The following is a 23,369-nucleotide window of genomic DNA, read 5'->3' as shown; positions in this document are numbered from 1 at the left end:
ACCTTTGGGTACCATGTTGCGCCTTTCGATGCCCTGCCGCTGGCGGGGCATCGTGGTTCAGGCAGGCTGAACAGGGGAAAAGCTTCATCCGACGCCCTGTGCGGCATACCTGTCCGAGCGAGTTCGTCTTGATCTGCTGATTCTGACAATCACCGACCACTGCGCCTTGCCGGACAGGCACTGCTCAAGGATAGGGGCTACCTCAATGCTGGAACGTCTTTTCAAGCTCTCCGAGCACGGTACCAATGTGCGTACCGAAGTCATCGCAGGATTTACCTCCTTCCTCGCGATGGCCTATATCATCTTCGTGGCTCCCTCGATGCTGGCCTCCACCGGCATGGATCACGGCGCCGTGTTCGTCGCGACCTGTCTGGCGGCCGCCATCGGCTGTCTGATCATGGGCCTTTACGCCAACTACCCGATCGCGCTGGCGCCGGGCATGGGGCTGACGGCCTTCTTCACCTATACGGTCGCCGGCCAGATGGGCGTGCCCTGGCAGGTCGCGCTGGGCGCGGTCTTCCTGTCCGGGGTGAGCTTCTTCCTGCTGTCCGCCTTCAAGATTCGCGAGTGGATCATCAATGCCATTCCCGCCTCGCTGAAGACCGGCATCGCCGCGGGCATCGGCCTGTTCATGGCGATCATCGCCCTGCAGGGCAGCGGCATCGTCGTTGACGCCCCGGGCACGCTGGTCACGCTGGGCGATCTGTCCTCGCCGGCGGCCATGTATGCATTGCTCTCGTTCTTTTTGATCGTCGCGCTGTCGTATCGGAAGGTGATCGGTGCGGTGATGATCGGCATACTGCTCGTGACTCTGCTGGCGACCTTGACCGGCAACAACGACTTCCACGGCTTTGCCTCGATGCCGCCGAGCATGCTGCCGACATTGGCAGAGCTCGATATCGCCGGCGCCTTCAATCTGGGCATGGTGTCGATCATCTTCGCCTTCCTGTTCGTCGATCTGTTCGACACCTCGGGCACGCTGATCGCTGTCTCCCAGCAGGCTGGCCTGACCAATGAGCGTGGCCACCTGCCGCGCCTGGGACGGGCCTTGATGGCAGACTCCAGCGCCACCATGGTCGGCTCTGTCATGGGCACCTCGAACGTGACCAGCTACATCGAATCCGCCACCGGCGTGGCCGCCGGCGGACGTACCGGCCTGACGGCCGTGGTCGTTGCCGGCCTGTTCCTCGTCAGCCTGTTCCTGTCGCCGCTGGCGACCTCGATTCCGGCCTTCGCCACTGCCGGTGCGCTGCTGTATGTCGCCTGCCTGATGACGGGCGGCCTGGCACGCATCGACTGGAACGACATTACTGAAGCGGCACCGGTGGTGATCGCCACCCTGGTGATGCCGCTGACCTACTCGATTGCCAACGGGATCGCGCTGGGCTTCATCAGCTACGCCGTGATCAAGCTGTTCTCCGGCCGTTATCGTGATCTGAGCCCGGGGCTGGTGATTCTCGCCATCCTGTTCGCCTGCAAATACCTGTTCCTCGACGGAGCCCTCTAATGAGCATCTACAGCGACTACATCAAGTCTGTCATCCGCACCGTGCCGGACTGGCCCCAGGAAGGCGTCAACTTCCGTGACATCACGCCGGTGCTGCAGAACTCCGCCGCGTTCCGCAAGCTGATCGACTCCTTCGTGCACCGCTACCAGGAGATGGAGATCGACGCCATCGCCGCCATCGATGCGCGTGGCTTCATCATCGGTGCTCCGCTGGCCTACGAGTTGGGCTGCAGCTTCGTGCCGGTGCGCAAGAAGGGCAAGCTGCCGTTCAAGACCATCAGCGAGACCTACTCGCTGGAATATGGTGAGTCCACCGTCGAGCTGCACTCCGATGCCTTCCGTGAAGGCGATCGCATCCTGGTGATGGATGACCTGATCGCCACCGGCGGCACCATGCTGGCGGCCTGCAAGCTGATCGAGCGCACCGGTGGTGTGGTCGTCGAGACGGCAGCCATCATCGATCTGCCGGAAATCGGCGGCTCCGCGCGCATTCGTGAAGAAGGCCACAGTGTCTTCGCGGCGTGCAGCTTCACCGAATCCGAGTAATGCCGGCTTGACGCGATGGCCCTGTCTTCTGGCAGGGCCATCGTCGTTGCTGCGGGCAGCGAATCTGAGGCCCTTGTCCGCGCTCTGGCGTGGCTGAGTGGATCTTCCCCTTGTGCGGTGGCGCGCCAGCCACCATGCTTTCCTTCTGTTTCGTCATTGCGAGTGACCCACATGTCTTCCGAACGCTACCACGACCACTTCATCGTCTCCTGGGACCAGCTGCACCGTGATGTGCGTGCGCTATGTCACGACCTCAGCGGTCGCGATTTCAAGGGCATCATCGCTATCACCCGCGGTGGCCTGATTCCGGCCGGCCTGATCGCCCGCGAGCTGGGTATCCGCCACATCGATACCGTGTGCATCAAGAGCTATCACGACCACATGGAGCAGGGTGGTCTGGAAGTGGTCAAGGGCGTCGACCACGACGGTGACGGCTGGCTGCTGGTCGATGACCTGGTCGACACCGGCAACACCGCACGTGCGGTGCGTGACATGCTGCCCAAAGCGCACTTCGTGACTGTCTATGCCAAGCCGGAAGGGCGTCCGCTGGTCGATGGCTTCATCACCGAAGTGCCGCAGAACTGCTGGATCCAGTTCCCGTGGGACATGGGCATCGCCTACGTCGAGCCGATCGCCGAGCAGCTCAAGAAGCAAGAGAGCGATAGCTGACATGCCGTTGGAGACTGCCGCGACTGGCCGCTCCGAGGTGTTGCCTGCCGATTGGCAGGCGCATCTTGGCCAAGAGTTTCAGGCTGACTACATGCAGCGCCTGCGCGACTTTCTGCGCGCCGAGAAAGATGCCGGCAAGGTCATCTATCCGCATTCCGATGACTGGTTCCGTGCCTTCTGGCTGACGCCGCTCTCCAACGTCAAGGTCGTGATCCTCGGCCAGGACCCGTACCACGGCCCGGGCCAGGCGCACGGACTGTGCTTCTCGGTACGCCCCGGGGTGCGCCCGCCGCCTTCGCTGAAGAACATCTACAAGGAACTGGCCACCGATGTCGGCGTCGAACCCGTCGATCACGGCTTCCTGGAAAGCTGGGCGAAGCAGGGCGTCTTGCTGCTCAACAGCGTGCTGACCGTCGAGCAGGGCAAGGCCGCCTCGCATCAGAAGCAGGGGTGGGAGCAATTCACCGACCGCGCCATCGACGTGATCAACCAGCACTGTGAGGGTGTCGTCTTCCTGCTCTGGGGCAGTCATGCCCAGAAGAAGGCCCGCGCTGTGGACGCCCGGAAGCACCTGGTGCTCCACGCGCCGCACCCATCTCCCCTCGCAGCGCACCGCGGTTTCTTCGGCTCTCGCCACTTCTCGCAAGCCAACGCCTGGCTGGAAGCGCGTGGGGAAAAGCCGATCGACTGGCAGTTGCCGGTATCGACCTAGAGGCTGAGAAAAGTTTCAAGTTGCTTTGCTCTATAGTGTTCTTATTCTCTTTGCCCAAGCTAAGAGGCGATTGCAGTTTGTGAAAGGAAGCCAAAATGGTGCTTTTTCTCGCTGAATCACCCCTGCAGGTGATTTCATGTTACGAATTGTTTAAGCAGAAGTTTTCTGGTGAGAGGGTTTTGCTCGTAGTGAAGTATTCGGGCGAGAGAAAGAAAAAAACTCATGATTATCAGCTCAAGAAAACAATTGAAGCTTTGGATTGGCCTGAATGCACTGAGGTGTCTTTTCTGTGCAGAGTCAAGCAGTTTTCATGGGCTAAAAAAAGATTTGTCAAATATAAGATCATCAAGGCATGTGAGGGGCGTGCAAGTGTAGTATGTATGGGGGACTTTAAAAGTGAATGGATGCATGATCTCAAGATGAAGTTATTGCCAGAAAGTGTCTATCTGACCGATGATGGGGTAGGTGTCATAGAGGCGAAGGAAAAATATATAGATAAAGGTTTATTCCATCGCAACAAGAAATCGGGGTGGCTTTCTGGTGATGATTATGTGCAGCCGATTATCTTTAGTTCGTTTGTCAGTAGCTCGGGTGATGGGAGTTCAGTACATAATGATTACAGGTCTTTGAGGGCAGAAAGCAGGAGTAAGGAAACTGACGTGGAGGCCGTTTTTTATTTTGGTGCCAAGTATAGTGAAGCTGGTATTATGTCGTTGGAGGATGAGCTTGTGCTTATCAGTATGGCCAAGCTATATTTTGAGGAACGCGGGAAAAAAATAAAGTATATACCACACAGGGCTGATACACCCGGTAAGCTTGAATTGATTGAGAGTCAGCTCAATATTCCTGTCAACCCTCTCGGCTTGCCAGCGGAACTATACTTGTTGAAGCTGGATTACTTGCCTTGGGGGATTGCTGGAGCTTTCACAAGTGCACTTCTTAGCCTCGACAAGCTTTTCGATTTTGAGTCTGTGGTTTCTTTTGAAGTTCCCTCTGCTGTGTTGCGTGCAGAATCTTCAAGGGCAATAAGTAATATTTATAAGGAGTACCGTCAAGCCGGTATTGACGTAGTGGGCTTGGACTTCAATAAGCATGATCGGATTTAAGTCTGAATGTGATCAGGTGTACGGTTATTGGTGTATGAAATGAAGCAGGTTTTTTTACCCATATAATTGGCGTTGCAGGTTTTTCATGCGGCAAATTTATGATGAAGTTCTTGAGTGGATTCAATGGCTTCTATGTGTTAGAATTTTCTATAAATTCAGTTTTCGTGAGGGCGGCAGGGCATGTTCGATAATGCATCGATTTTGGTCACAGGTGGTACTGGATCTTTTGGTCATACATTCATTCCAATGTTGTTGGAAAAATATAATCCCAAGAGGGTTATCATTTTTTCACGTGATGAAATGAAACAGTGGGAAATGGCCAAGAAGTTTCAGGGCGATTCTCGTGTGCGTTTCTTTATAGGGGATGTGCGTGACCGAGACCGGGTATATCGTGCTCTGGATGGCGTCGATTATGTCGTCCATGCGGCCGCCACCAAGATTGTGCCCACTGCCGAGTACAATCCCTTCGAGTGCGTGAAGACCAATGTTCAAGGCGCAATGAACTTGATTGATGCGTGCATTGACAAAGGCGTAAAAAAGGTCGTCGCACTGTCTACTGATAAGGCTAGCAGCCCGATCAACCTATACGGTGCTACCAAGCTGACATCCGATAAGCTGTTCGTTTCAGGCAATTCCTACGCAGGCGGCCATGAGACCCGCTTTTCAGTAGTACGATACGGCAATGTGATGGGCTCGCGCGGTTCAGTGATTCCGTTTTTCATGTCCATTCGTGACAAGGGAGTGCTGCCAATCACGGATGATCGTATGACACGCTTCATGATCTCTCTGGAGCAGGGCGTCGAGTTGGTCTGGCATGCTTTCGAAGACATGGAAGGTGGAGAGATTTACGTCAAGAAGATTCCTTCCATGAAAGTCACCGACCTTGGGCGTGTCGTGGCGCCGGAGGCCAAGCAGGAAGTCGTCGGCATTCGTCCCGGAGAGAAACTTCACGAGCAAATGATTGGCGCTGAAGATGCTTATTACACCTATGAGTATCCTGAGCACTTCAAGATTCTGCCGGCTATCAACAGTTGGGATCAAGATGCCAATCGTATCAAGGATGGCAAGAAGGTGCCGGAAGGGTTTGTCTATTCCAGTGACAGCAACAGTGAGTGGATGAGTGAAGGCGAGCTCGAAGCCTGGATAGAGACTAACTGGGACAAGATCGGAGCTATCTGAATGATTCCCTACGGACGTCAGGATATCCAGCAGGCCGATATTGATGCCGTGATAGCCGTCTTGCAGTCAGATTTTCTGACACAGGGCCCCATGGTGCCGCGCTTTGAGCAGGCGGTCGCTAATAAGGTGCGGGCACGCCACGCCTTGGCTGTGAATAGCGCCACATCAGCCTTGCATATTGCCTGCCTGGCATTGGGCTTGGAGCGGGGCGATTGGCTATGGACTACCCCGATCACCTTTGTGGCTTCCGCCAACTGTGGTTTGTATTGTGGAGCTCAGGTCGACTTCGTGGATATTGATCCGCATACCTATAATCTCTGTCCCAAAGCGTTGGAAGCCAAGCTTGAGCAAGCCGAACGTGCCGAGCGTCTGCCAAAGGTGGTAGTGGCCGTGCACCTGTGCGGGCAGCCCTGCGACATGCAGGCAATCCATGCCTTGGGGCAGCGATACGGCTTTCGCATCATTGAAGATGCGTCACATGCCATTGGTGGTCAGTATAAAAACGAGTACATCGGTAGCGGTCGCTATAGTGATATCACAGTGTTCAGTTTTCACCCGGTGAAGATCATCACGTCCGCAGAGGGGGGGATGGCACTGACCAATGATGATGCTCTGGCTCGTAGCATGGACCTGCTCCGGAGCCACGGGGTGACTCGTGATCCTGCATTGATGAGCCACGAAGCCGATGGCTCATGGTACTACCAGCAGGTTGCCTTGGGCTTTAACTACCGTATGACTGAATTGCAGGCCGCGTTAGGGTTGTCCCAGCTTGAGCGCCTGGACGTTTATGTGGCGAAGCGTAACAGCCTTGCAGATCGTTATGATCAATTGTTGGCCGATCTGCCCGTGATGATCCCGTATCAGCATCCCGATAGCTATTCTGGTCGCCATCTTTACGTCATTCGTCTCGAGCTTGACCAGGTCCGTGTGACCCATCGGGAAGTCTTCGATGCCCTGCGCGAGCAGGGGGTTGGAGTCAATCTGCACTATATCCCTGTGCATACCCAGCCCTATTATCGGGATTTTGGCTTCCGGGCGGGCGACTTCCCTGAGGCTGAGCGCTATTACGAGCAGGCCATCAGCCTGCCTTTATACCCCATCATGAGTGATATACAGCAGGACAACGTGATTGTTGCCTTGCGCCGGGCAATGGAGGTGGTATGAGTAATCTCGCTGTTGCTGGCCCGGTCGCTATAATCCCCGCGAGGGGCGGTAGCAAGCGGATTCCGCGCAAGAATATACGGGAATTTGCTGGCAAGCCCATGATCGCTTGGTCTATCAAAGCCGCGTTGGACAGCGGATGTTTCGCGCGTGTGATCGTCTCAACTGATGATGATGAAATCGCTGCCGTAGCGGAAGCCAATGGCGCGGAGGCACCGTTCCGTCGTCCCGCCGCACTCTCTGACGATCACACTGGCACCATCCCGGTGATCGCTCATGCGATTGATTGGCTTCGCGAACAGGGTGAGTCCTCTCAGTCGGTGTGCTGTCTCTATGCAACCGCACCTTTTGTTCAGCCACATGATTTGAAAGCAGGTTTGCTCGCGCTACTAAGTGGCGATGCAGACTATGCCTTCTCAGTCACAAGTTATGCATTCCCTATCCAGCGAGCCTTGCGCTTGACGTCTGACAGTCGTGTCACAATGTTTCAACCAGAGCATTTCACCACGCGCTCTCAGGACCTCGAGGAAGCCTGGCACGACGCCGGGCAATTTTACTGGGGGCGCGCAGAAGCCTGGGTTGCCGGGAAAGCGATTTTCACTCAGTGTGCCGTGCCGGTAAGGCTACCGCGCCATCGGGTACAGGACATCGATACTCCTGAAGATTGGAAGCGCGCCGAGTGGCTATTCCGGGCCTGGCAGGCCGAGATGGCATTGGAGCGGGGGGCGGAGAAATGAGTGATGAGACAAGTCAGCCTCCCTCCCCTGTGGTGGTTTTTCGTGCAGACGCCTCAGTCGAGATTGGCACTGGTCATGTCATGCGCTGCCTTACGCTTGCCGAAGCTCTCAAGGCGCAGGGTGTCCAGTGCCACTTTCTTTGTCGTGAACATGTTGGGCATTTGATCGATACCATTCAGGCGCGGGGCTTTGCTATCCATCGATTGCCTGTGTGGAGCCAGCAGGGCATTGATGATGCGTCCGGGAGTCCTCAGCCGAGCCACGCGCATTGGCTGGGTGTGTCATGGCAGCAGGATGCCGAGGCCTGTGGCACTTTGCTGCGGAGTTTGGCTCCAGACTGGCTTGTCGTGGACCACTACGCACTGGATGCTCGCTGGGAAGCTGCGGTATTGCCCGCTCGAACCCGTTTGCTCGTCATAGATGACCTGGCGGATCGCCCCCATCTTGCCCACCTGCTACTTGATCAAAATCTGGGTCGCCAATCAGAAGACTATGCTGGATTGGTGCCAGTGGAATGCCAAGTGTTGGCGGGACCACAGCATGCCGTATTGCGGCCGGAGTTTGCTGAGCGTCGTGAGAGCAGTCTGACTCGTCGGCTCCGACGCCCGACGATCAAGCGAATGTTGATCAGCCTTGGTGGTGTCGACAAGGACAATGCAACCTGTCGCGTACTTGACGCTCTGAACGACTGCGACTTGCCACATGATCTCGAGATTACCGTAGTCATGGGCGCCACCGCGCCTTGGTTGAGAGAGGTCAAGGCTAGAGCCGGGGAGCTCCCGTGGTTCACCGAGGTGGTCGTCAATGTATCAGATATGGCGAGGCGGATGGCCGAGGCTGACCTCGCAATTGGTGCCGCAGGTAGTACTTCTTGGGAGCGCTGTTGCCTGGGGCTGCCTACTCTCATGCTGGTACTGGCCGAGAATCAGAAATCTATTGCCAAGGCGCTGGATATGGAGGGCGCGGCGGTTTGTCTAGGCGACCAAGAGCAGTTGGTCGAGGGGCTGTCTCGACATTTATCAGCTCTTCAGGTTCCTCATGCCTTGTATGAAATGAGCGTAGCTGCTGCTCAACTGACCTCTGGCGGCGGAACGCTGGCCCTCTGCCGGGCTCTAAATGGGGAGTCAAAGTTTAGATGATATTACCCGCAACTTTACGCACTCTCGAGGAGGCCGATCTCTTCTTGGTACGTCAATGGCGTAACCATCCTGATGTTCGGCGTTACATGTACACACAGCATGAGATTTCTGAGGGGGAGCATCGCGCTTGGTTCAAGCGTTCACAGCACGACCCAAATCGGCATCTCATGCTGGCTGAAGCAAATGGCCAGCCATTTGGGTTTGTCAGCATTCAGCTGGAAAATGATGAGCCGCATCGCGCTGTATGGGGGTTCTATCTTGCTCCTGAGGCACCGCGAGGCAGCGGTCAAGCGCTTGGGGAAGTCGCTTTGGAATTCGCGTTTGATCAGCTTGGTCTGCACAAGCTTTGTGGTGAAGCTCTTGCCAGCAATCAACGCTCGCTAGCGTTTCACGAGCGTTTCGGATTTGTGCGCGAGTCATTATTAAGAGACCATCACTTTGATGGAAATACTTATTACGATGTCATTGGCTTCGGGCTATTTCGTAGCGAATGGCAATTGCAGCAAGGAGCATGACGTTACATGACAGTCCCCTCTATCGAGATCGCTGGTCGCCGTGTTGCGCCTGATCAATCTCCCTATATTATCGCCGAACTTTCCGCCAACCATAATGGCAGGCTCGAAACGGCCATGCGTATTGTCGAAGAGGCTGCCAAAGCAGGTGCTGATGCTATCAAGTTGCAGACTTACCGACCCGATACCATTACCCTCGACTGCAACAGTGAAGAGTTCAAGATCAAAGGCGGTCTCTGGGACGGGCGTACTCTCTATGAGCTTTATGAAGAAGCTCACATGCCTTGGGAGTGGCACCAGCCACTTTTTGAGCATGCACGAAAGTTAGGGATCACGATTTTTAGTTCACCCTTCGACACTACAGCAGTTGATCTTCTTGAAGAGCTTGGTGCGCCAGCATATAAGATTGCTTCTTTTGAGGCTATTGACTTGCCGTTGATCGAGTATGTCGCCAAGACGGGTAAGCCGATGATTATTTCAACGGGCATGGCAAATTTGGAAGAAATTCAGGAGGCTATTGAAACTGCCCAACGTGCAGGCTGTCACCAGCTGGCGATATTGCACTGTGTCAGTGGATACCCGGCACCATCTGAAGATTATAACTTGAATACAATTGCCGATATGATAAGCCGTTTCGGCTTGGTAACGGGTCTGTCGGATCATACCGTAGACAATACTACCGCTATTACCAGTGTCGCTCTTGGTGCAAGCCTGATTGAAAAGCATTTTACGTTGGATCGTAATGGTGGTGGGCCTGATGATAGCTTTTCTATAGAGCCTGAAGAATTGCGGGCATTATGCCGTGATACGAAAACTGCCTGGAAGTCTTTGGGTGAAGTCAACTATGGTCGAAAGTCCAGTGAAGTTGGGAATGTACAGTTCAGGCGATCACTCTATTTTGTGAGAAGTATGGTGAAAGGTGAAAGGATAACTAGCGAGTGTGTTCGGAGTGTAAGGCCTGGGTTTGGTGTGGCTCCAAAATATTTGAATGATATCATTGGCTCTCGAGTGCTGAATGACGTCGATATCAATACCCCAGTCTCTTTTTCTATCATTTCGAAAGATTCTTGATTTTTCAGTATTCTGGTATGTAATATAGAAAGTTGTTAATTTGAATCACTGTCAGATCAGCTTATAGGTAAAAATTACATAATAAGTTATAATGTTTTAGTCATTATGTATGTTGCCTTGCACAGCTTACCTCCACACCAAGAACCATTTTTGACCTTAACTTGTTGAGCGCATTACGCTAGAATGCGCTCAATTTACCAGCCTTCCCGCTGCTATCGTCCGAGCCGGCGGGGGTAGTGCTGCGTATCGTTTGCACCATCTTCTGTCCCAAGAGGTATTTCCATGAGCGTCCATGCCATCAATCATCCACTGGTCCAGCACAAGCTCGGCCTGATGCGTGCAGCAGGCATCAGCACCAAGAGCTTCCGTGAGCTGGCCAGTGAGGTCGCCAAGCTGTTGACCTATGAGGCAACCCAGGACCTGGAGCTGGAAACTACCACCATTGATGCCTGGAGCGGCAACGAGCTGGATGTCCAGACCATCAAGGGCAAGAAAGTGACCATCGTCCCGATCCTGCGCGCCGGCCTGGGCATGCTGGATGGCGTGACGGACCTGATTCCTCCGGCACGCATCAGCGTCGTGGGTCTGTACCGTGATGAAGAGACACTTGAGCCGGTGCCGTATTTCGAGAAGTTCGTGTCAGATCTCGACGAGCGTCTGGCCATCGTGATCGACCCGATGCTGGCGACCGGCGGTTCCATGATCGCCACACTGGACATGCTCAAGGCCAAGGGCTGCCAGCAGATCAAGGTCATCGTGCTGGTCGCGGCTCCTGAGGGGATCGCCAAGGTGCAGGAATCCTACCCGGACATCGAGATCTACACCGCCTCCGTCGATGACCGCCTCGACGAGAACGGTTACATCGTGCCGGGTCTCGGCGATGCCGGTGACAAGATCTTCGGCACGCGCTGAGCGCCCGCCAGAGATGACAACGCCCTGCGCATCTGCGCGGGGCGTTTTTGTATCTGTCTGACCTGTCTGAGCAGTCAGGATCAGGCGGTTGATTCCTCCGCCCGTGAAAAGAAGTGCTGCCATGTCGTCTTCATCACCGTCCTCTGATACCTCCTCTCCCCATGCGTCGTCTGCCCATGTGCCCTTGCCGGAACAGGAAGGGTTCTCGCTGACGACTCTCGTCACCGGCGCGCAGATGCTGTTCGTCGCCTTTGGTGCGCTGGTGCTGGTCCCGTTGCTGACCGGGCTTGACCCCAACGTCGCCCTGTTTACGGCCGGTGTCGGCACCCTGGTCTTCCAGTGCGTGACCAAGGCCAGCGTGCCGGTCTTCCTCGCCTCATCGTTTGCCTTCATTGCGCCCATCCAGAGCTCGGTCGCGAACTTCGGCATTCCTGCCACCATGGGCGGTTTGTTCGTCGCGGGCCTGGTCTATGTGCTGCTGGCGCAATGCATTCGCCTCAAGGGGGTCGGCATCGTGCATCGTCTGCTGCCGGCCGTCGTGGTCGGTCCGGTGATCATGGTCATCGGTCTGGCACTGGCACCGACGGCGGTGCAGATGGCCACCGGCGAATTCAGCGACAACATCTCGCATGCTCAGGCGCTGACATTGTCATTGGCCAGTCTTGGCGTGACGCTGGTGCTGTCGATCTTCGGGCGTGGCATGTTGCGTCTGGTGCCGATCCTCGGCGGTATCCTGACGGGATATGTGCTGGGGTTGCTGATGGGAGTGATCGACCTCTCGCCGGTGCATGCCGCTGAGTGGCTGGCGCTGCCTAGCTTCACTGCGCCGACCTTCGAATTTTCCGCCATTCTGTTCATGATTCCCGTCGCCATCGCGCCTGCCGTCGAGCACATCGGCGACATGGTAGCGATCGGCTCGGTGACACGACGCGACTACCTGAAGAAGCCGGGACTGCATCGCACGCTGCTCGGTGACGGCCTGGCGACGTCGGCGGCGTCACTGTTCGGTGGTCCGCCCAATACCACCTATTCCGAAGTGACCGGCGCGGTGATGCTGACCCGTAATTTCAATCCGCGCGTGATGACAGTCGCGGCCTGTGTCGCGATCTCGCTGGCCTTCATCGGCAAGGTCGGCGCCGTGCTGCAGACGATCCCCACGCCGGTGATGGGCGGCATCATGTGCCTGCTGTTCGGCTCGATCGCGGTGGTCGGCATGAACACGCTGGTGCGCGCGGGGGATTCACTGACCGCACCGCGTAATCTGGTGATCGCCTCCTTGATCCTGGTGTTCGGGATCGGTGGCATGCAGGTCGGTGGTGGTCAGTTCACGCTGCAGGGCGTGAGCCTGGCCGCCATTCTGGGCATCGTGCTCAACCTGATTCTGCCGCCGGCGAAAGAGGGAGAATGATTACCATTTGATGAGTGGTCGCAGGGAACATTTACGCGAATGACGGTTCAGATAAATGCAACTCCCGTGTGCTGAGTGACTGGCACATGTGAGTTGCATTTTTCGTTTTCCCACCAGACGCCAGCTATCGTTTTCGCATGTCTTGCACGCGACACAAAGCGGTACTGGCGGACATTCGAAGGAGTGATGATTGCGTACCCTGGTCGTAGTGAGAAGCCTGAAAATGGGCGGCATGGAGCGAGTGGCGGTCAATCTTGCCGACAGTCTGGCCGCGAATGATCACGAGACGCATATGGTCATCTGGCGCGGTCGTGATCAGGTGCTGGAGCCGCAGGATGCCAGCGTCCAGCAGCACGTCGTGCCGATTCAGCAGCGCGTCCAGCGTTCCGTCGGCGGCGCCCTGACGACACTGGCGTCACGTCTGGTGCTCAATCCCGTGATACGCCGCTCCAATTTCGTGTGGGTCGGCAAGGCCGGTGGCGAGGAATTCGCCGCTTGGCTCAATGAATTCGAGCAGGAACACGGCAAGGTTGACCGCATCATCTTCCGTGGCCTGGGAACCTTCGAGCAGGTGTGGGGCTTCAAGGATTCCCGTGCACGTTACGTGCTGGAAAATCGCGTCAACTTTACCGGTCCGCAGTGGAAGCAGCGCATGTTTGCTCGCTGCCTGCTGGAGGACAAGCATCTGGTGGCGGTGTCCGAGGATGTGGCGCAAGGGGCACGTGACATTGCTCGCCAGCATGGGGTGACGCCGGCGCATATCGAGACGATCGTCAATGCCTGTCCGATCACCCGGATCCGTGAACAGGCCGCCATGGATGAGCCGGATATCCCGGCTGAGCCCTTCATTCTCAATGTGGCGCGTCTGGTGCCGCAGAAAGACCATGCCCTGTTGCTCGAGGCTTATGCCCTGGCAAGTCCGAAGGAGCCGCTGGTGATCGTGGGGGCAGGCAATTGCCGTGAAGCCCTGGAAGCCCAGGCTGAAAGGCTTGGCATCGCCGAGCGGGTGATCTTCGCCGGTCAGCGTGACAACCCCTATGCCTGGATGCGTGCCGCCAGGCTGTTCGTGCTCAGCTCGCGTGTCGAGGGCATGGGTATCGTGCTGATGGAGGCGCTGGCCTGCGGCACACCGGTAGTCTCGGTGGATTGCCGTGGTGGAATACGCGAGATCCTCAAGGGCGAGCTGGAACACGCCATCGCGCCGCATTCCGCCGAAGGCCTTGCGCGACGCATGAACGAGTTGTTGGCAGAGGAGGGTTATCCGATTCGCGAGGAGTGGTTGGCAGATTTCTGCCCGCACACCATGGTGGAGCGTTTCCTGGCCGAGCCGGCCACCAATGACCCTTGGGATGAGGCGCGCGAGCAGTCGCCTTATGCTGCGGGCCAGCCTCACTCCCGCGCTGCAAGAGGCTAGCGACGCGCCTCACGCCCACTCGGCCGAGCTGGCTTGGGACTTACTGGTCAAGGGCGTGCTGGCCAGGGCCGAGCTGGCAGGGCCGAGCAGTTCTCGAGCGAATGCCTGCCTAGCGACTCTGTGCGATGCATAGCCACTGGCAGTCTGGGGTCTCGGCAGCGTCGGAGGTCCCGTGGTGGGTGACTTCACTGCTTGAGAGTTCATGGCTTGCGGCTTGCGACGTCTCAGGCTTGCGCCAATGCAGTTGATAGCGCTCCCCGGCATGCAGTCGCGCAGCATCACCGCATTCGAGAAGTGCCTCCTGGCAGGCCGCCGTCGCGGCGAACTCGATACACAGTGCGCCGTGCGTGACCAGCACCAGGCTGTCATGCGCAGCCTGCAGGTAGGCGCTGCACTCCGGTGCGAGGCTGCCCAGCTCGATCTGGGGCTGTGGCGATGTCTGTCGGGATTGATCAATGCGCCGCAACGTGAGTCCCGGTCCACAGCCCGCAATCGGCTCATGCTCGTTGCCACGCAGGATGCGTGGTGGTTCGACGGGGATCTCATCGCTGAAGAAGTCGCTCAGCGAGATCGGAAATACCTCGAGAATCTTGTTCAGCGAGCTGACGGAAGGGCTGACCGCGTCCTGCTCGACCTGCGAGATGGTCGAATTGGTCACCTGGGCGCGCTTGGCCAGTTCACGCTGAGAGAGGCCATGACGCGTGCGCAGTTCGCGCAGCCGCTTGCCCAGCGTGCGAGACGCTGCCATCTCCTCGTCTGCCATTTTCTCGTCGTCAGTGGGCTGATCTGCCTTGCTGGCAGTGAGAGGTTCGGGGGCAGTAAGGGAGCTATCGTGCGACATCAGTGGTGCCTGATTGAGTGAGCATGCGCGCAGGCTAGCACGCGGGTGAGAGTGCGTGGCAGTGCACCTCGCCACGGCCAGGTGAGTTCATTTGTTGCGTGTGGCTCAAGGCGAGCGACTGCTGCCCCCGGCGCTGAGCGTCTCGAGCAGATGGCGCCCTTGATCATCCTCATGATGCCGGCGTGCGATGCACGGCAGCCACAGGCAGAAGGTGGCGCCGCCACCGGGCGTATCTTCCAGCCATAGCCTGCCTCCCAGCTGGGTGATCAAGCCCGATGAGACCGACAGGCCGATGCCCGAGCCATTGGCGCGCGTGGTGAAGAAGGGCGTGAAGATGCGCGACTTCAGGTGCTCGGGCACGCCAGCGCCGTGATCGATGACGCGTATCTCGACTCCCGCCACGGGGGCGAGTTCCGTTGGCACTGAGGCTGGCGCTGGCGCTGAGACTGACGTATCCGGACGGCTGTTTGGCTCATCATTCATTACGGCCAGCGCTGCATCACGATCACGGCTGGTGATGCACAGCGTATCCGGCGCAGGCGCCATCTCGATGGCGTTGATCAGCAGATTGACCAGCACCTGGGTCAGTTGCGCGCGATCGGCCTCGATCAAGCGAGTCGCCGCCAGCTCATGCTGCAATTGATGGCCATGATGATCCAGCGCGTGCCTGACCAGCACCTCGACACTGTGGATCGCCTCGTCGGGATGAATCTGGCTGAGGTGAGGCGCGCCGAGTGACGGCGTCAGTGAGTTGCCGTCGCCAATGTCGTTGGAGGCGAGCGGGTCGCGCGCGTACTGACGCAGGTTGTCGACCAGCGCGCGAATGCGTTCGACCTGATGGATGATGGTGGCGATTTCCTCGCGCACCGGCTCGGCCTGTTCACCGAGTATCACCTCGATCAACTCGACATGACCGAGAATCACCGCGGCGGGGTTGTTGATCTCGTGGCCGATACCCGCCGTCAGCTCGCCCAGCGCCGCCAGTTTCTCGCGGGTCAGCAGGCGCGCGCGCGCTTCACGCAGCAGGCGGACGTGCTCTTCCAGGGCCTGACTGCGTTCGCGCAGCGTGGCGGTCTGGGCGCTCAGATCGCGGGTGCGATCCTCCACCTGAGCTTCCAGCGTCTGGGCAGCGAGCTGTATCTCATGGCGGTGTGCTTCCAGTCGCGCCAGCATGGCGTCGAATTCCTCGGCCAGTTCATCCAGCTCATCACCGTGCCGCTGCGCCGGCCCCAGAGAGGACAGCGGGCCTATGCGCAAGCCCTCCTGGGACGGGGTATCACGTACCGCATGCACCACACGGCGAATCTGTCGGATTGGCTGCATCAGACGCTCGATGCTGCTCCACACCAGCAGCACCCCCAACAGACTGACCGCGATCAGCACCAGGCTGATATGCGTCAGCGTCTCGCGATAGAGTCGCGCGTAGGGTGCCTGCGGGTAGCCTGCGTAGATCATGCCGATCCGCTGGCCATCCAGAGAATCCAGCGGGGCATAGGCGGCCACGAACCAGTCACGAACCACGAAGGCACGATTGATATAGCGCTCGCCATTGCCGATCACCTGACGCTTCACCTCCAGCGAGGCGCGCGTGCCCAGCGCGCGCTCGCCGCTGGCGTCGGTGACATTGGTGGCGATGCGGACATCATCGAGAAACAGGGTGATGGTGCCGGTGCCATCTTCCGGCAGAGTGCCGGGGCCGTAGAGCAGATCGCGGATCTCATCGACCAGACGCGGATCACGGTTGAGCAGGCGGCCCGCATCCAGCGCGCCCAGCAGCTTGCCCTCGCCATTGAGGATGGGCACCAGCGCCCGCAGCAGCATGCCGCGATTCTCCTCGCGGCGGGCACTGGGTTGTGCGTACGGCGTCTGGCGCAGCGCAAGGCGCGCGCGCTCGGCAAGGGCAGGGTCCAGCGTCGCCAGTGAGTCGCTGGACAGCATGTCGAGGCCATCCAGGCTTTCGCCGCGCGCCAGTTGCGGAATCAGCGCGGCGACGCCGGGCGTCTGGCGCAACTGCTCGGTGGGCAGCCAGCGCAGCCAGTCGGCATTGAGGGTGTCCCGCATGGTATTCAGGCGCGGCACCAGCCGTGGCAACAGCTGCGCGGTCTGCTCATCGGGTGCCACCAGTTGGCGCAGGTTACGACGCATCGCCTCCAGGCCATCACGCAGGCGCTGATGCTGGCTCTGCAGCGTGCGGCTGGCGACATCAAGATCGCTGCGCACGTTCATGTACAGCTGGCGGTCGGTATAGGCCGTGGTCCAGTAGGCGGTCAGGCCGACCAGCGCCAGCATCAGCGCCAGCAGCGGCGCCAGTGTCAGCAGCAGCAGCCTGCGCCGCAGCGAACCGGCGAAGTAATGGCGCAGGCGCTTGATCATGCGCTGCCGTCGGCTCCGTAGGGAGCGGCGGATGAGGTGACGGGGGCGGGGGCGGGTTGATCGCTCTCAGCGCCGCTCTCAGTACCACTCTCAGTGCCACTCTCTGTGGCATTCTCAGCGCCGCTGTCCTCACTGATTTGCTGCTCGGCGCGCCAGGTGGTCAGTTTGCGATCCAGCGTCTTGCGCGAGATGCCCAGCTGGCGGGCGGCGGCTGACTTGTTGTTGGCATGTCGCTCCAGTACCGCGCACAGATGGGCCTTTTCCACCGCATCCAATGACCACTCGAGCGGATAGCCGCTGCTGGTGGCCTCTTCCTCGGCGGAGGTGGTCGCGTCTCCTCTGTCATCCCATGCCGGGCGGCCTGATACCTGTGCGGCCTGACTGTCGACCGGCAGGGTATCGCCGGGCAGGCGGCCGAGCAGCAAGGCGCGCTCGATGACGTTCTTGAGTTCCCGCACATTGCCGGGCCAGGAATAGTGGCACAGGCGAGTGAGATCAGAATGCTGCCAGGGCACGGCGGGGAGGTTGAGCTCACGCGACAGCTGGCGCGAGAAGTGCTGAGCCAGCGCCGGGATGTCCTCCGGGCGCTCGCGCAGGGCCGGCAGTGTCAGGCTCAACACGTTGAGGCGATAGTAGAGGTCTTCGCGGAAGCGGCCCGCGGCCACTTCCGTCTCCAGTGTGCGGTGAGTGGCGGCTACGATACGCACGTCCACCGCCTGTTCCTGCTCGCCGCCGACGGGGCGCACGCGGCGCGTCTCCAACACTCGCAACAGCTTGGCCTGCATTGCCAATGGCATCTCGCCGATTTCATCCAGGAACAGCGTGCCGCCATCGGCGAAGCTGAACAGGCCATCACGGCCACGGTGCGCGCCGGTGAAGGCCCCCTTGAGGTGGCCGAACAGCTCGCTCTCCAACAGCTCCGGGCTGATGGCGCCGCAGTTGACCGGGACGAAGGCGCCGCGCCGACCGGACAGGCGATGCAGATCACGCGCCGCCAGCTCCTTGCCGGTGCCGGATTCCCCCAGAATCAGCACCGGCGAGGGCGCGGGAGCAACGCGCGCGATGATATGCGCCAGCTCCTGCATGGCAGGGCTCTCGCCCTTGAGGCTGGCCTCTTCCTGCTGATGGCGGGCATTGTCGCGACGGAGCAGGAAGTTTTCCCGCGTCAGCTGGCGGCGCTCAAGGCAGCGGTCCAGCGCAGCCTGCAACTGTTCGAGACGAAACGGCTTGATGATGAAATCACAGGCTCCGGCCCGCAGCGCGCGCACAGCGGTCTCGAGATCGGCGTAGGCGGTCATGAAGATGACATCACTGACCGAAGAGGGCGCAAGCGCCTCATCCCAATCCAGGCCATCACGCCCCGGCAGGCGAATATCGAGCAGGATGAGGTCGAAATGCAGGCGCGAGCGCAGGGCTTCGGCCTGCTCGACACTGTCGGCGCACTCAATCAGCGCGAAGCGTGAGGACAGTGCCTTCTCCAGATAGCGGCGCATGCCGGGCTCGTCATCGACGATCAGTACCGAGGCGGTGGGGAGGGGGCCGCTGCCGCTACGCCGGGTCTCACGGGGTGTGGAGGGGGCGTGGGCAGTCATGGCGTTCCTCGGGTCAACAGGGCAGTAATGGTCGCAGGGGAGATCATCTCTATCATGCGGGCATTGTGGCGTGCTGCTCACTGGTAATCTAGCGCTGGATGCCACATTGCTGCCTCTTTCTGCTTACGCTTGCCACAGGCAGGGCCTTGCAGCCTTGTCAGCACGCGGCGCTGGCGGGCAGGGTTGGCAGGCTGCCCCGTTGCGCTACGCAAGGCCCGGCGATGACTCGTCAATCGGGTCGTAATGGGTCAGTGGTGGTCATGCCTGGACTTATTGTCAGTATTTTCTCGGCCATTCCGGCAGTGCCATTCCCGCAGTGCCATTCCGGTAGCGCCATTCGCTCCAGTCGATATAGCGACGTCAGCAGGGCGACAGGGGCTGCAGAGGCGAGAGGGGCGACATGGACGACAGGAGGCGGGAGCCGGCAAGTCTGCCTGCTGGAGAAGATTCCGGTATCATCGCCGGCTGTCTTGCGTGCCAGTCCATGTATCAGCGCTGTCTGGCAAAGCCTTGAAAGCCTTTATCGGATAGTCCGCTTCGTCACCACAGCGCTTTCGGCATGTCGTTTGCAGAGTCAGCATTCACGTTGATGTCATCAAGACCGTCACGCCAGAAAAAAATTCAGGGAGCATCCCCCCATGCCGCAACGCCATACCTTGTCTTCTCGTCGCCTGCTGGCCACCCTCGCAGGCCTGTCATTCGGTGCGCTGAGCATTCTGCCGGCCCAGGCAGCCGACGACATCATCCGTCTGGCCACCACGACCAGCACCTACAATTCAGGCCTGCTCGATCACCTGCTGCCGGAGTATGAACAGGCCCACGATGTCACCATTCAGGTCATCGCGGTCGGTACCGGCAAGGCGTTGCGCATGGGGCAGGATGGCGATGTGGATCTGGTGATGACCCACGCGCCGGGCGCCGAGCGCAAGTTCGTCGATGCCGGCTACGGTGTCGAACCGCATGGCGTGATGTACAACGACTTCGTGCTGCTCGGCCCTGAAGCGGACCCGGCGGCCATTGATGGCATGCAGGATGTGGACGCGGCACTGGGCAAGATCGCCGGCGCCAATGCCGGCTTCATCTCGCGCGGCGATGATTCCGGCACCCACAAGAAGGAATTGGCCCTGTGGCAGAGTGCCGATGTCACCCCTGACTTCTCCGGCTACAAGGCCGTCGGCCAGGGTATGGGCAAGGTGCTGAGCATGGCCAGTGAGCTGCAGGACTACACCCTGAGTGATCGTGGCACCTGGCTTGCGATGGAAGACAAGCTCGAGCTTGAGATTCTGGTCGAGGGCGATGCGCGCCTCTTCAACCCCTATCAGGTGATTCTGGTCAACCCGGCCAATCATGACGGGCTCAATACCCGTGGTGCGCGTGAGCTGGCCCAATGGCTGATCTCCAGCGAAGGGCAGCAGGCAATCGATGATTACCGTCTCAAGGGCAAGGCGCTGTTCCATGCCAGCCACGGCGAGACCGGCTTCGATGCTCGCCAGACAGCGGACCGCGCCTCTGAGCGCACGCCGGTGAAGGCGCAGGGCGCACAGGCTGAGCCGCGTTCGTGAGCTTGTGGCAAACCACGCAGGAGGCCATGAGCCTCCTGCTGAGCATGGATGGCGCGCTGTGGGAGATCATCGGCGTGTCGTTCCGTGTCTCGCTGATGGCGATGTTGATCGCGGTGCCACCGGCACTGTTGATTGCCTTCGTGCTGGTTCGCTGCGCCTTCCCGGGGCGCTGGCTGCTTATCTCGCTGATCAATACCCTGATGGCCGTCCCCACCGTGGTGGTGGGGCTGCTGCTGTTTATCCTGTTGTCGCGCGCTGGCCCGCTGGGCGATTGGCATCTGCTGTTCACCCAGCCGGCGATGGTGATCGGGCAGATTCTGCTCGCCCTGCCGATTCTGGTGGTGATGCTGCATGCCGCGCTGGCGGGCGTCGACAAGCGTGCCTGGGAGACGGCCTTGCAGCTGGGGGCATCGCGTCGGGCGGCGCTGTGGCGGCTGGTGATGGAGGCCCGTTTCGGTGTGATGGCGGCGTTGGTGGCCGCGTTTGGTAGAATCATCGCTGAAGTGGGTTGCGCCATGATGGTGGGTGGTAACATTGCCGGTTTCACACGCAATATCACCACGGCCATCGCGCTGGAAACCCTCAAGGGCGAGTACGCCCAGGGGGTCGCCCTGGGCATGGTATTGCTGGTGTTGGCACTGGCGCTCAATCTGATGCTGGGGCTGTTGCGCGGTCGTGGTCAGCTGGTGGTGCAGGCGTGACCCGCGGCCTCGCCGCCAGTCACGTTCTGCTCCCGCAGCCTGCAAGCCGCCTGCCTGCCAGTTGAGACAAGCACACCAGCACTGATCGCGTCAGGCTGAATCGTCGTATGGAGTCATGATGTTCCCCCCTAGTTCTTCGTCCTCGTCTGTTCCCCCGGGCGACCCCTCCTGCCCGGTGACGGGGACTGGCTTCGCGCAAGCCTCGTCGTCTGCTGCCCAGGCACTCGCTGCCGACGCAAGCGTTGCCCCTCTGTTGCGCGTGCGCGGCCTCGAATATCGCTTGCCGCCTGCGGCGCAGGCATCCGGTGAGGGCGTTGAGGCGCAAGGGCGCCTGTTGTGGCATGTGGCGGCGCTGGATTGGGCGCCGACCCCGGCGTCCGGCTGGGTGCACCTCAAGGGTGACAACGGCAGCGGCAAGACCACGCTGCTGCGCGTGCTGGCCGGCATGCAGCCAGCGACTGGCGGCAAGCTTGAATGGCAGACCCGTGACGCTCATCCGGTGCGCTACCTGCACCAGCAGCCGTATCTGTTCGACACCAGCGTGGCCGGCAATCTGGTGCTGGCGGCTCGCTGGCAACCCGACAGCGGCTCTGCCGGCCAGCAGCGCGATCAGGTCGAGGAGATGCTGCGCTGGAGCGGACTGAGCGATCAGGCCCGACAGCCCGCCCGCTCATTGTCGGGTGGCGAGCGTGCACGCCTGGCATTGGCGCGTGCCTGGTTGTCGCGTCCGCCGGTGCTGTTGCTGGATGAGCCTGCCGCCAATCTGGATCAGGCCGCCGTCGAGCAGTTGGCGTTGCGACTGGAGCAGATGTGCCAGCAGGGGTGTGCGGTGATCCTGTCCTCGCATCAGGACAATGCCTTGAGTCAGGGCTCGAGTGCGCGCTGGACGCTGAGCGCTGCCAGCCTGCACACTGAGCCCTCAGTGGGCTGAGTTGCCTTCAATAGCTGAGCCTTCGGCGCAGGCGCTTCAAGCTTCAGGGCTGAGAAGGCCTTGTTTATCAGCCGCTTGCACTGGATGCCCTGCCAGCGGCCCTGCTGCAAGACATTTACCTGCGCCTTTGCGCACTCGACCGGGATACGCCTTCATGCCGAGCTCCAATCACACCTCTGACGCCACGCCACTGCCGAGCGATGCCGAGCAGCTCAAGGCCTCGCTCACGCCCGCCAATATTACCGGGGTGGTGCTGGCCGGTGGCCAGGCGCGGCGCATGGGTGGCGTCGACAAGGGGCTGGTCATGCTCAATGAGGTGCCGCTGGTGGCGCATGTGCTGGCGCGCCTGACCCCTCAGGTGGGTGAGCTGCTGATCAATGCCAACCGCTCGCACGCCGAATATGCCGCCTATGGGCATCCGCTGGTCGAAGACAGTGAGCAGGGTTACCACGGTCCCCTGATGGGCATGGCCAGTGCGCTGGCGGCAGCGCGGACGCCCTGGGTGATGATGGTGGCCTGCGATGTGCCGCACCTGCCCAATGAACTGGTCGAGACGCTAAGCGTGGCGCTGATCGACCATGCCAACGGCGATCAGCTGGAAGGCTTCACTGTCGAAGGCGGTCACGCTGGTGATGCCGGGCCTGCGCTGCTGGCCGTGGCGGCAGACGAGTTCCGTTACCATCCGGTGATCTGTCTCATGCACCGTGGTCTGCTGCCTTCGCTGCAGGCGGCGCTGGCCGCTGGTGAGCGCAAGATCGACCGCTGGTTCGATCAGCATGTCTGGCTCAAGGTGCAGGCCGGCAGCGAGCAGGACTTCGCCAATCTCAATACCCTTGAAGAATGCCGTGAGATGGAAGCCGGCTCGCGCTGAGCGCGCTTCTTTCCTGACGTCCTATGCGTGTCATCCGTTCCCGCTTGCACGCCCAGAGTGTGTCATTGTGATGCAAATGGTCATCGATGGAGGCGTCTCTTCAGGAGTCTGGCGGGTTATTGTCTTTGCCTGCCCGGTATTGATGGCCTTGGCGTTGCACCTCAAAAGTGTCGTGTCTGGCGGTTCTGGCGGGTGTCTTGCCACTCTGCGTCGTAGCCCCCATTGAACCCTTGCTCATATCGAGCCGTTGCCCATTGAAATGAGCGCCGTGCGTGTTCACCTTCATGGCATCCGCTCAGCCCGCATTGTCATCGTCATCTTTTCCCTTGCGGGCGCGGGAGCGCTGCGGTGAGCCCGTCGACAGGCCGCCTTACGCCGGAATCATCAAGAGAACCTTCATGCCTGAGTCTTCTTCCACGACTGACC

The 23,369-nt window shown here is 59.6% G+C and carries 21 protein-coding genes; 18 read left to right on the top strand and 3 right to left on the bottom strand.

Going from position 1 to position 23,369, the window contains the following annotated elements; all coding sequences use genetic code 11:
• The first annotated feature begins 205 nt into the window (after positions 1–205).
• The 14 genes from R2R70_RS13625 to R2R70_RS13560 all read left to right on the top strand — a co-directional run bounded on the left by R2R70_RS13625 (position 206) and on the right by R2R70_RS13560 (position 14,072).
• Positions 206–1,507: an NCS2 family permease gene (locus R2R70_RS13625; RefSeq protein ID WP_107336316.1), complete on the top strand. Its 1,302-nt coding sequence runs from the start codon at positions 206–208 to the stop codon at positions 1,505–1,507.
• Positions 1,507–2,052, top strand: coding sequence for an adenine phosphoribosyltransferase (locus R2R70_RS13620; RefSeq protein WP_043335609.1), 546 nt, complete (start codon positions 1,507–1,509; stop codon positions 2,050–2,052). The genes R2R70_RS13625 and R2R70_RS13620 overlap by 1 nt, the downstream gene beginning before the upstream one ends.
• 171 nt (positions 2,053–2,223) lie before the next feature.
• Positions 2,224–2,721, top strand: a complete 498-nt coding sequence (gene gpt, locus R2R70_RS13615; RefSeq protein ID WP_043335607.1) for a xanthine phosphoribosyltransferase — start codon at positions 2,224–2,226, stop codon at positions 2,719–2,721.
• 1 nt (position 2,722) lies between these two features.
• Positions 2,723–3,433, top strand: coding sequence for a uracil-DNA glycosylase (gene ung, locus R2R70_RS13610; RefSeq protein ID WP_410978294.1), 711 nt, complete (start codon positions 2,723–2,725; stop codon positions 3,431–3,433).
• A 95-nt stretch (positions 3,434–3,528) separates the two neighbouring features.
• The gene (locus tag R2R70_RS13605; protein WP_410978293.1) at positions 3,529–4,539 is read left to right on the top strand and encodes a hypothetical protein; all 1,011 of its coding nucleotides are present in this window, start codon (positions 3,529–3,531) and stop codon (positions 4,537–4,539) included.
• Positions 4,540–4,719: 180 nt separating this feature from the next.
• Positions 4,720–5,718: a UDP-N-acetylglucosamine 4,6-dehydratase (inverting) gene (gene pseB, locus R2R70_RS13600; RefSeq protein ID WP_284893672.1), complete on the top strand. Its 999-nt coding sequence runs from the start codon at positions 4,720–4,722 to the stop codon at positions 5,716–5,718.
• The gene (gene pseC, locus R2R70_RS13595; RefSeq protein ID WP_410978292.1) at positions 5,719–6,882 is read left to right on the top strand and encodes a UDP-4-amino-4,6-dideoxy-N-acetyl-beta-L-altrosamine transaminase; all 1,164 of its coding nucleotides are present in this window, start codon (positions 5,719–5,721) and stop codon (positions 6,880–6,882) included.
• A complete protein-coding gene (pseF, locus tag R2R70_RS13590) occupies positions 6,879–7,616 on the top strand; it encodes a pseudaminic acid cytidylyltransferase (RefSeq protein ID WP_284893677.1) in 738 nt (245 codons plus the stop codon). The genes pseC and pseF overlap by 4 nt, the downstream gene beginning before the upstream one ends.
• Positions 7,613–8,755: a UDP-2,4-diacetamido-2,4,6-trideoxy-beta-L-altropyranose hydrolase gene (pseG, locus tag R2R70_RS13585; RefSeq protein ID WP_410978291.1), complete on the top strand. Its 1,143-nt coding sequence runs from the start codon at positions 7,613–7,615 to the stop codon at positions 8,753–8,755. The genes pseF and pseG overlap by 4 nt, the downstream gene beginning before the upstream one ends.
• The gene (gene pseH, locus R2R70_RS13580; protein ID WP_410978290.1) at positions 8,752–9,270 is read left to right on the top strand and encodes a UDP-4-amino-4,6-dideoxy-N-acetyl-beta-L-altrosamine N-acetyltransferase; all 519 of its coding nucleotides are present in this window, start codon (positions 8,752–8,754) and stop codon (positions 9,268–9,270) included. Before pseG ends, pseH begins: the two co-directional genes overlap by 4 nt.
• 6 nt (positions 9,271–9,276) lie before the next feature.
• Positions 9,277–10,338 carry a pseudaminic acid synthase gene (pseI, locus tag R2R70_RS13575; protein WP_082388953.1) on the top strand — a complete coding sequence of 354 codons (1,062 nt, stop codon included), beginning with the start codon at positions 9,277–9,279 and terminating at the stop codon, positions 10,336–10,338.
• Between the two features lie 282 nt (positions 10,339–10,620).
• Entirely contained in the window at positions 10,621–11,250 is a 630-nt protein-coding gene (gene upp, locus R2R70_RS13570; RefSeq protein ID WP_043335602.1) for a uracil phosphoribosyltransferase, read from the top strand.
• Between the two features lie 121 nt (positions 11,251–11,371).
• Complete coding sequence (locus R2R70_RS13565) at positions 11,372–12,658, top strand: uracil-xanthine permease family protein (RefSeq protein ID WP_216060468.1); 1,287 nt, start codon at positions 11,372–11,374, stop codon at positions 12,656–12,658.
• 190 nt (positions 12,659–12,848) lie between these two features.
• Positions 12,849–14,072, top strand: a complete 1,224-nt coding sequence (locus R2R70_RS13560; protein ID WP_410978289.1) for a glycosyltransferase — start codon at positions 12,849–12,851, stop codon at positions 14,070–14,072.
• 109 nt (positions 14,073–14,181) lie between these two features.
• Here R2R70_RS13560 and R2R70_RS13555 read toward each other — a convergent pair whose 3' ends face one another.
• From R2R70_RS13555 to R2R70_RS13545, 3 genes are all read right to left on the bottom strand, one after another.
• On the bottom strand, positions 14,182–14,835 hold the full coding sequence (locus R2R70_RS13555; protein WP_410978288.1) for a helix-turn-helix domain-containing protein: 654 nt from the start codon (positions 14,833–14,835) through the stop codon (positions 14,182–14,184).
• A 183-nt stretch (positions 14,836–15,018) separates the two neighbouring features.
• On the bottom strand, positions 15,019–17,286 hold the full coding sequence (locus tag R2R70_RS13550; RefSeq protein WP_410978287.1) for a cache domain-containing protein: 2,268 nt from the start codon (positions 17,284–17,286) through the stop codon (positions 15,019–15,021).
• On the bottom strand, positions 17,283–18,878 hold the full coding sequence (locus R2R70_RS13545; RefSeq protein WP_410978286.1) for a sigma-54-dependent transcriptional regulator: 1,596 nt from the start codon (positions 18,876–18,878) through the stop codon (positions 17,283–17,285). The genes R2R70_RS13550 and R2R70_RS13545 overlap by 4 nt, the downstream gene beginning before the upstream one ends.
• A gap of 638 nt (positions 18,879–19,516) precedes the next feature.
• Here R2R70_RS13545 and R2R70_RS13540 point away from each other — a divergent pair.
• From R2R70_RS13540 to mobA, 4 genes are all read left to right on the top strand, one after another.
• A complete protein-coding gene (locus R2R70_RS13540) occupies positions 19,517–20,440 on the top strand; it encodes a substrate-binding domain-containing protein (RefSeq protein ID WP_107336324.1) in 924 nt (307 codons plus the stop codon).
• Between the two features lie 26 nt (positions 20,441–20,466).
• Positions 20,467–21,141, top strand: a complete 675-nt coding sequence (locus R2R70_RS13535; protein WP_199852303.1) for an ABC transporter permease — start codon at positions 20,467–20,469, stop codon at positions 21,139–21,141.
• Between the two features lie 118 nt (positions 21,142–21,259).
• On the top strand, positions 21,260–22,072 hold the full coding sequence (locus R2R70_RS13530; protein WP_410978285.1) for an ATP-binding cassette domain-containing protein: 813 nt from the start codon (positions 21,260–21,262) through the stop codon (positions 22,070–22,072).
• A 154-nt stretch (positions 22,073–22,226) separates the two neighbouring features.
• Positions 22,227–22,943, top strand: a complete 717-nt coding sequence (gene mobA, locus R2R70_RS13525) for a molybdenum cofactor guanylyltransferase (RefSeq protein WP_192837625.1) — start codon at positions 22,227–22,229, stop codon at positions 22,941–22,943.
• Positions 22,944–23,369 lie beyond the last annotated feature (426 nt).

It is taken from the genome of Cobetia sp. SIMBA_158 (assembly GCF_046566945.1).
GTDB lineage: Bacteria > Pseudomonadota > Gammaproteobacteria > Pseudomonadales > Halomonadaceae > Cobetia > Cobetia amphilecti.
This window is presented reverse-complemented; position numbering and strand designations above follow the sequence as displayed.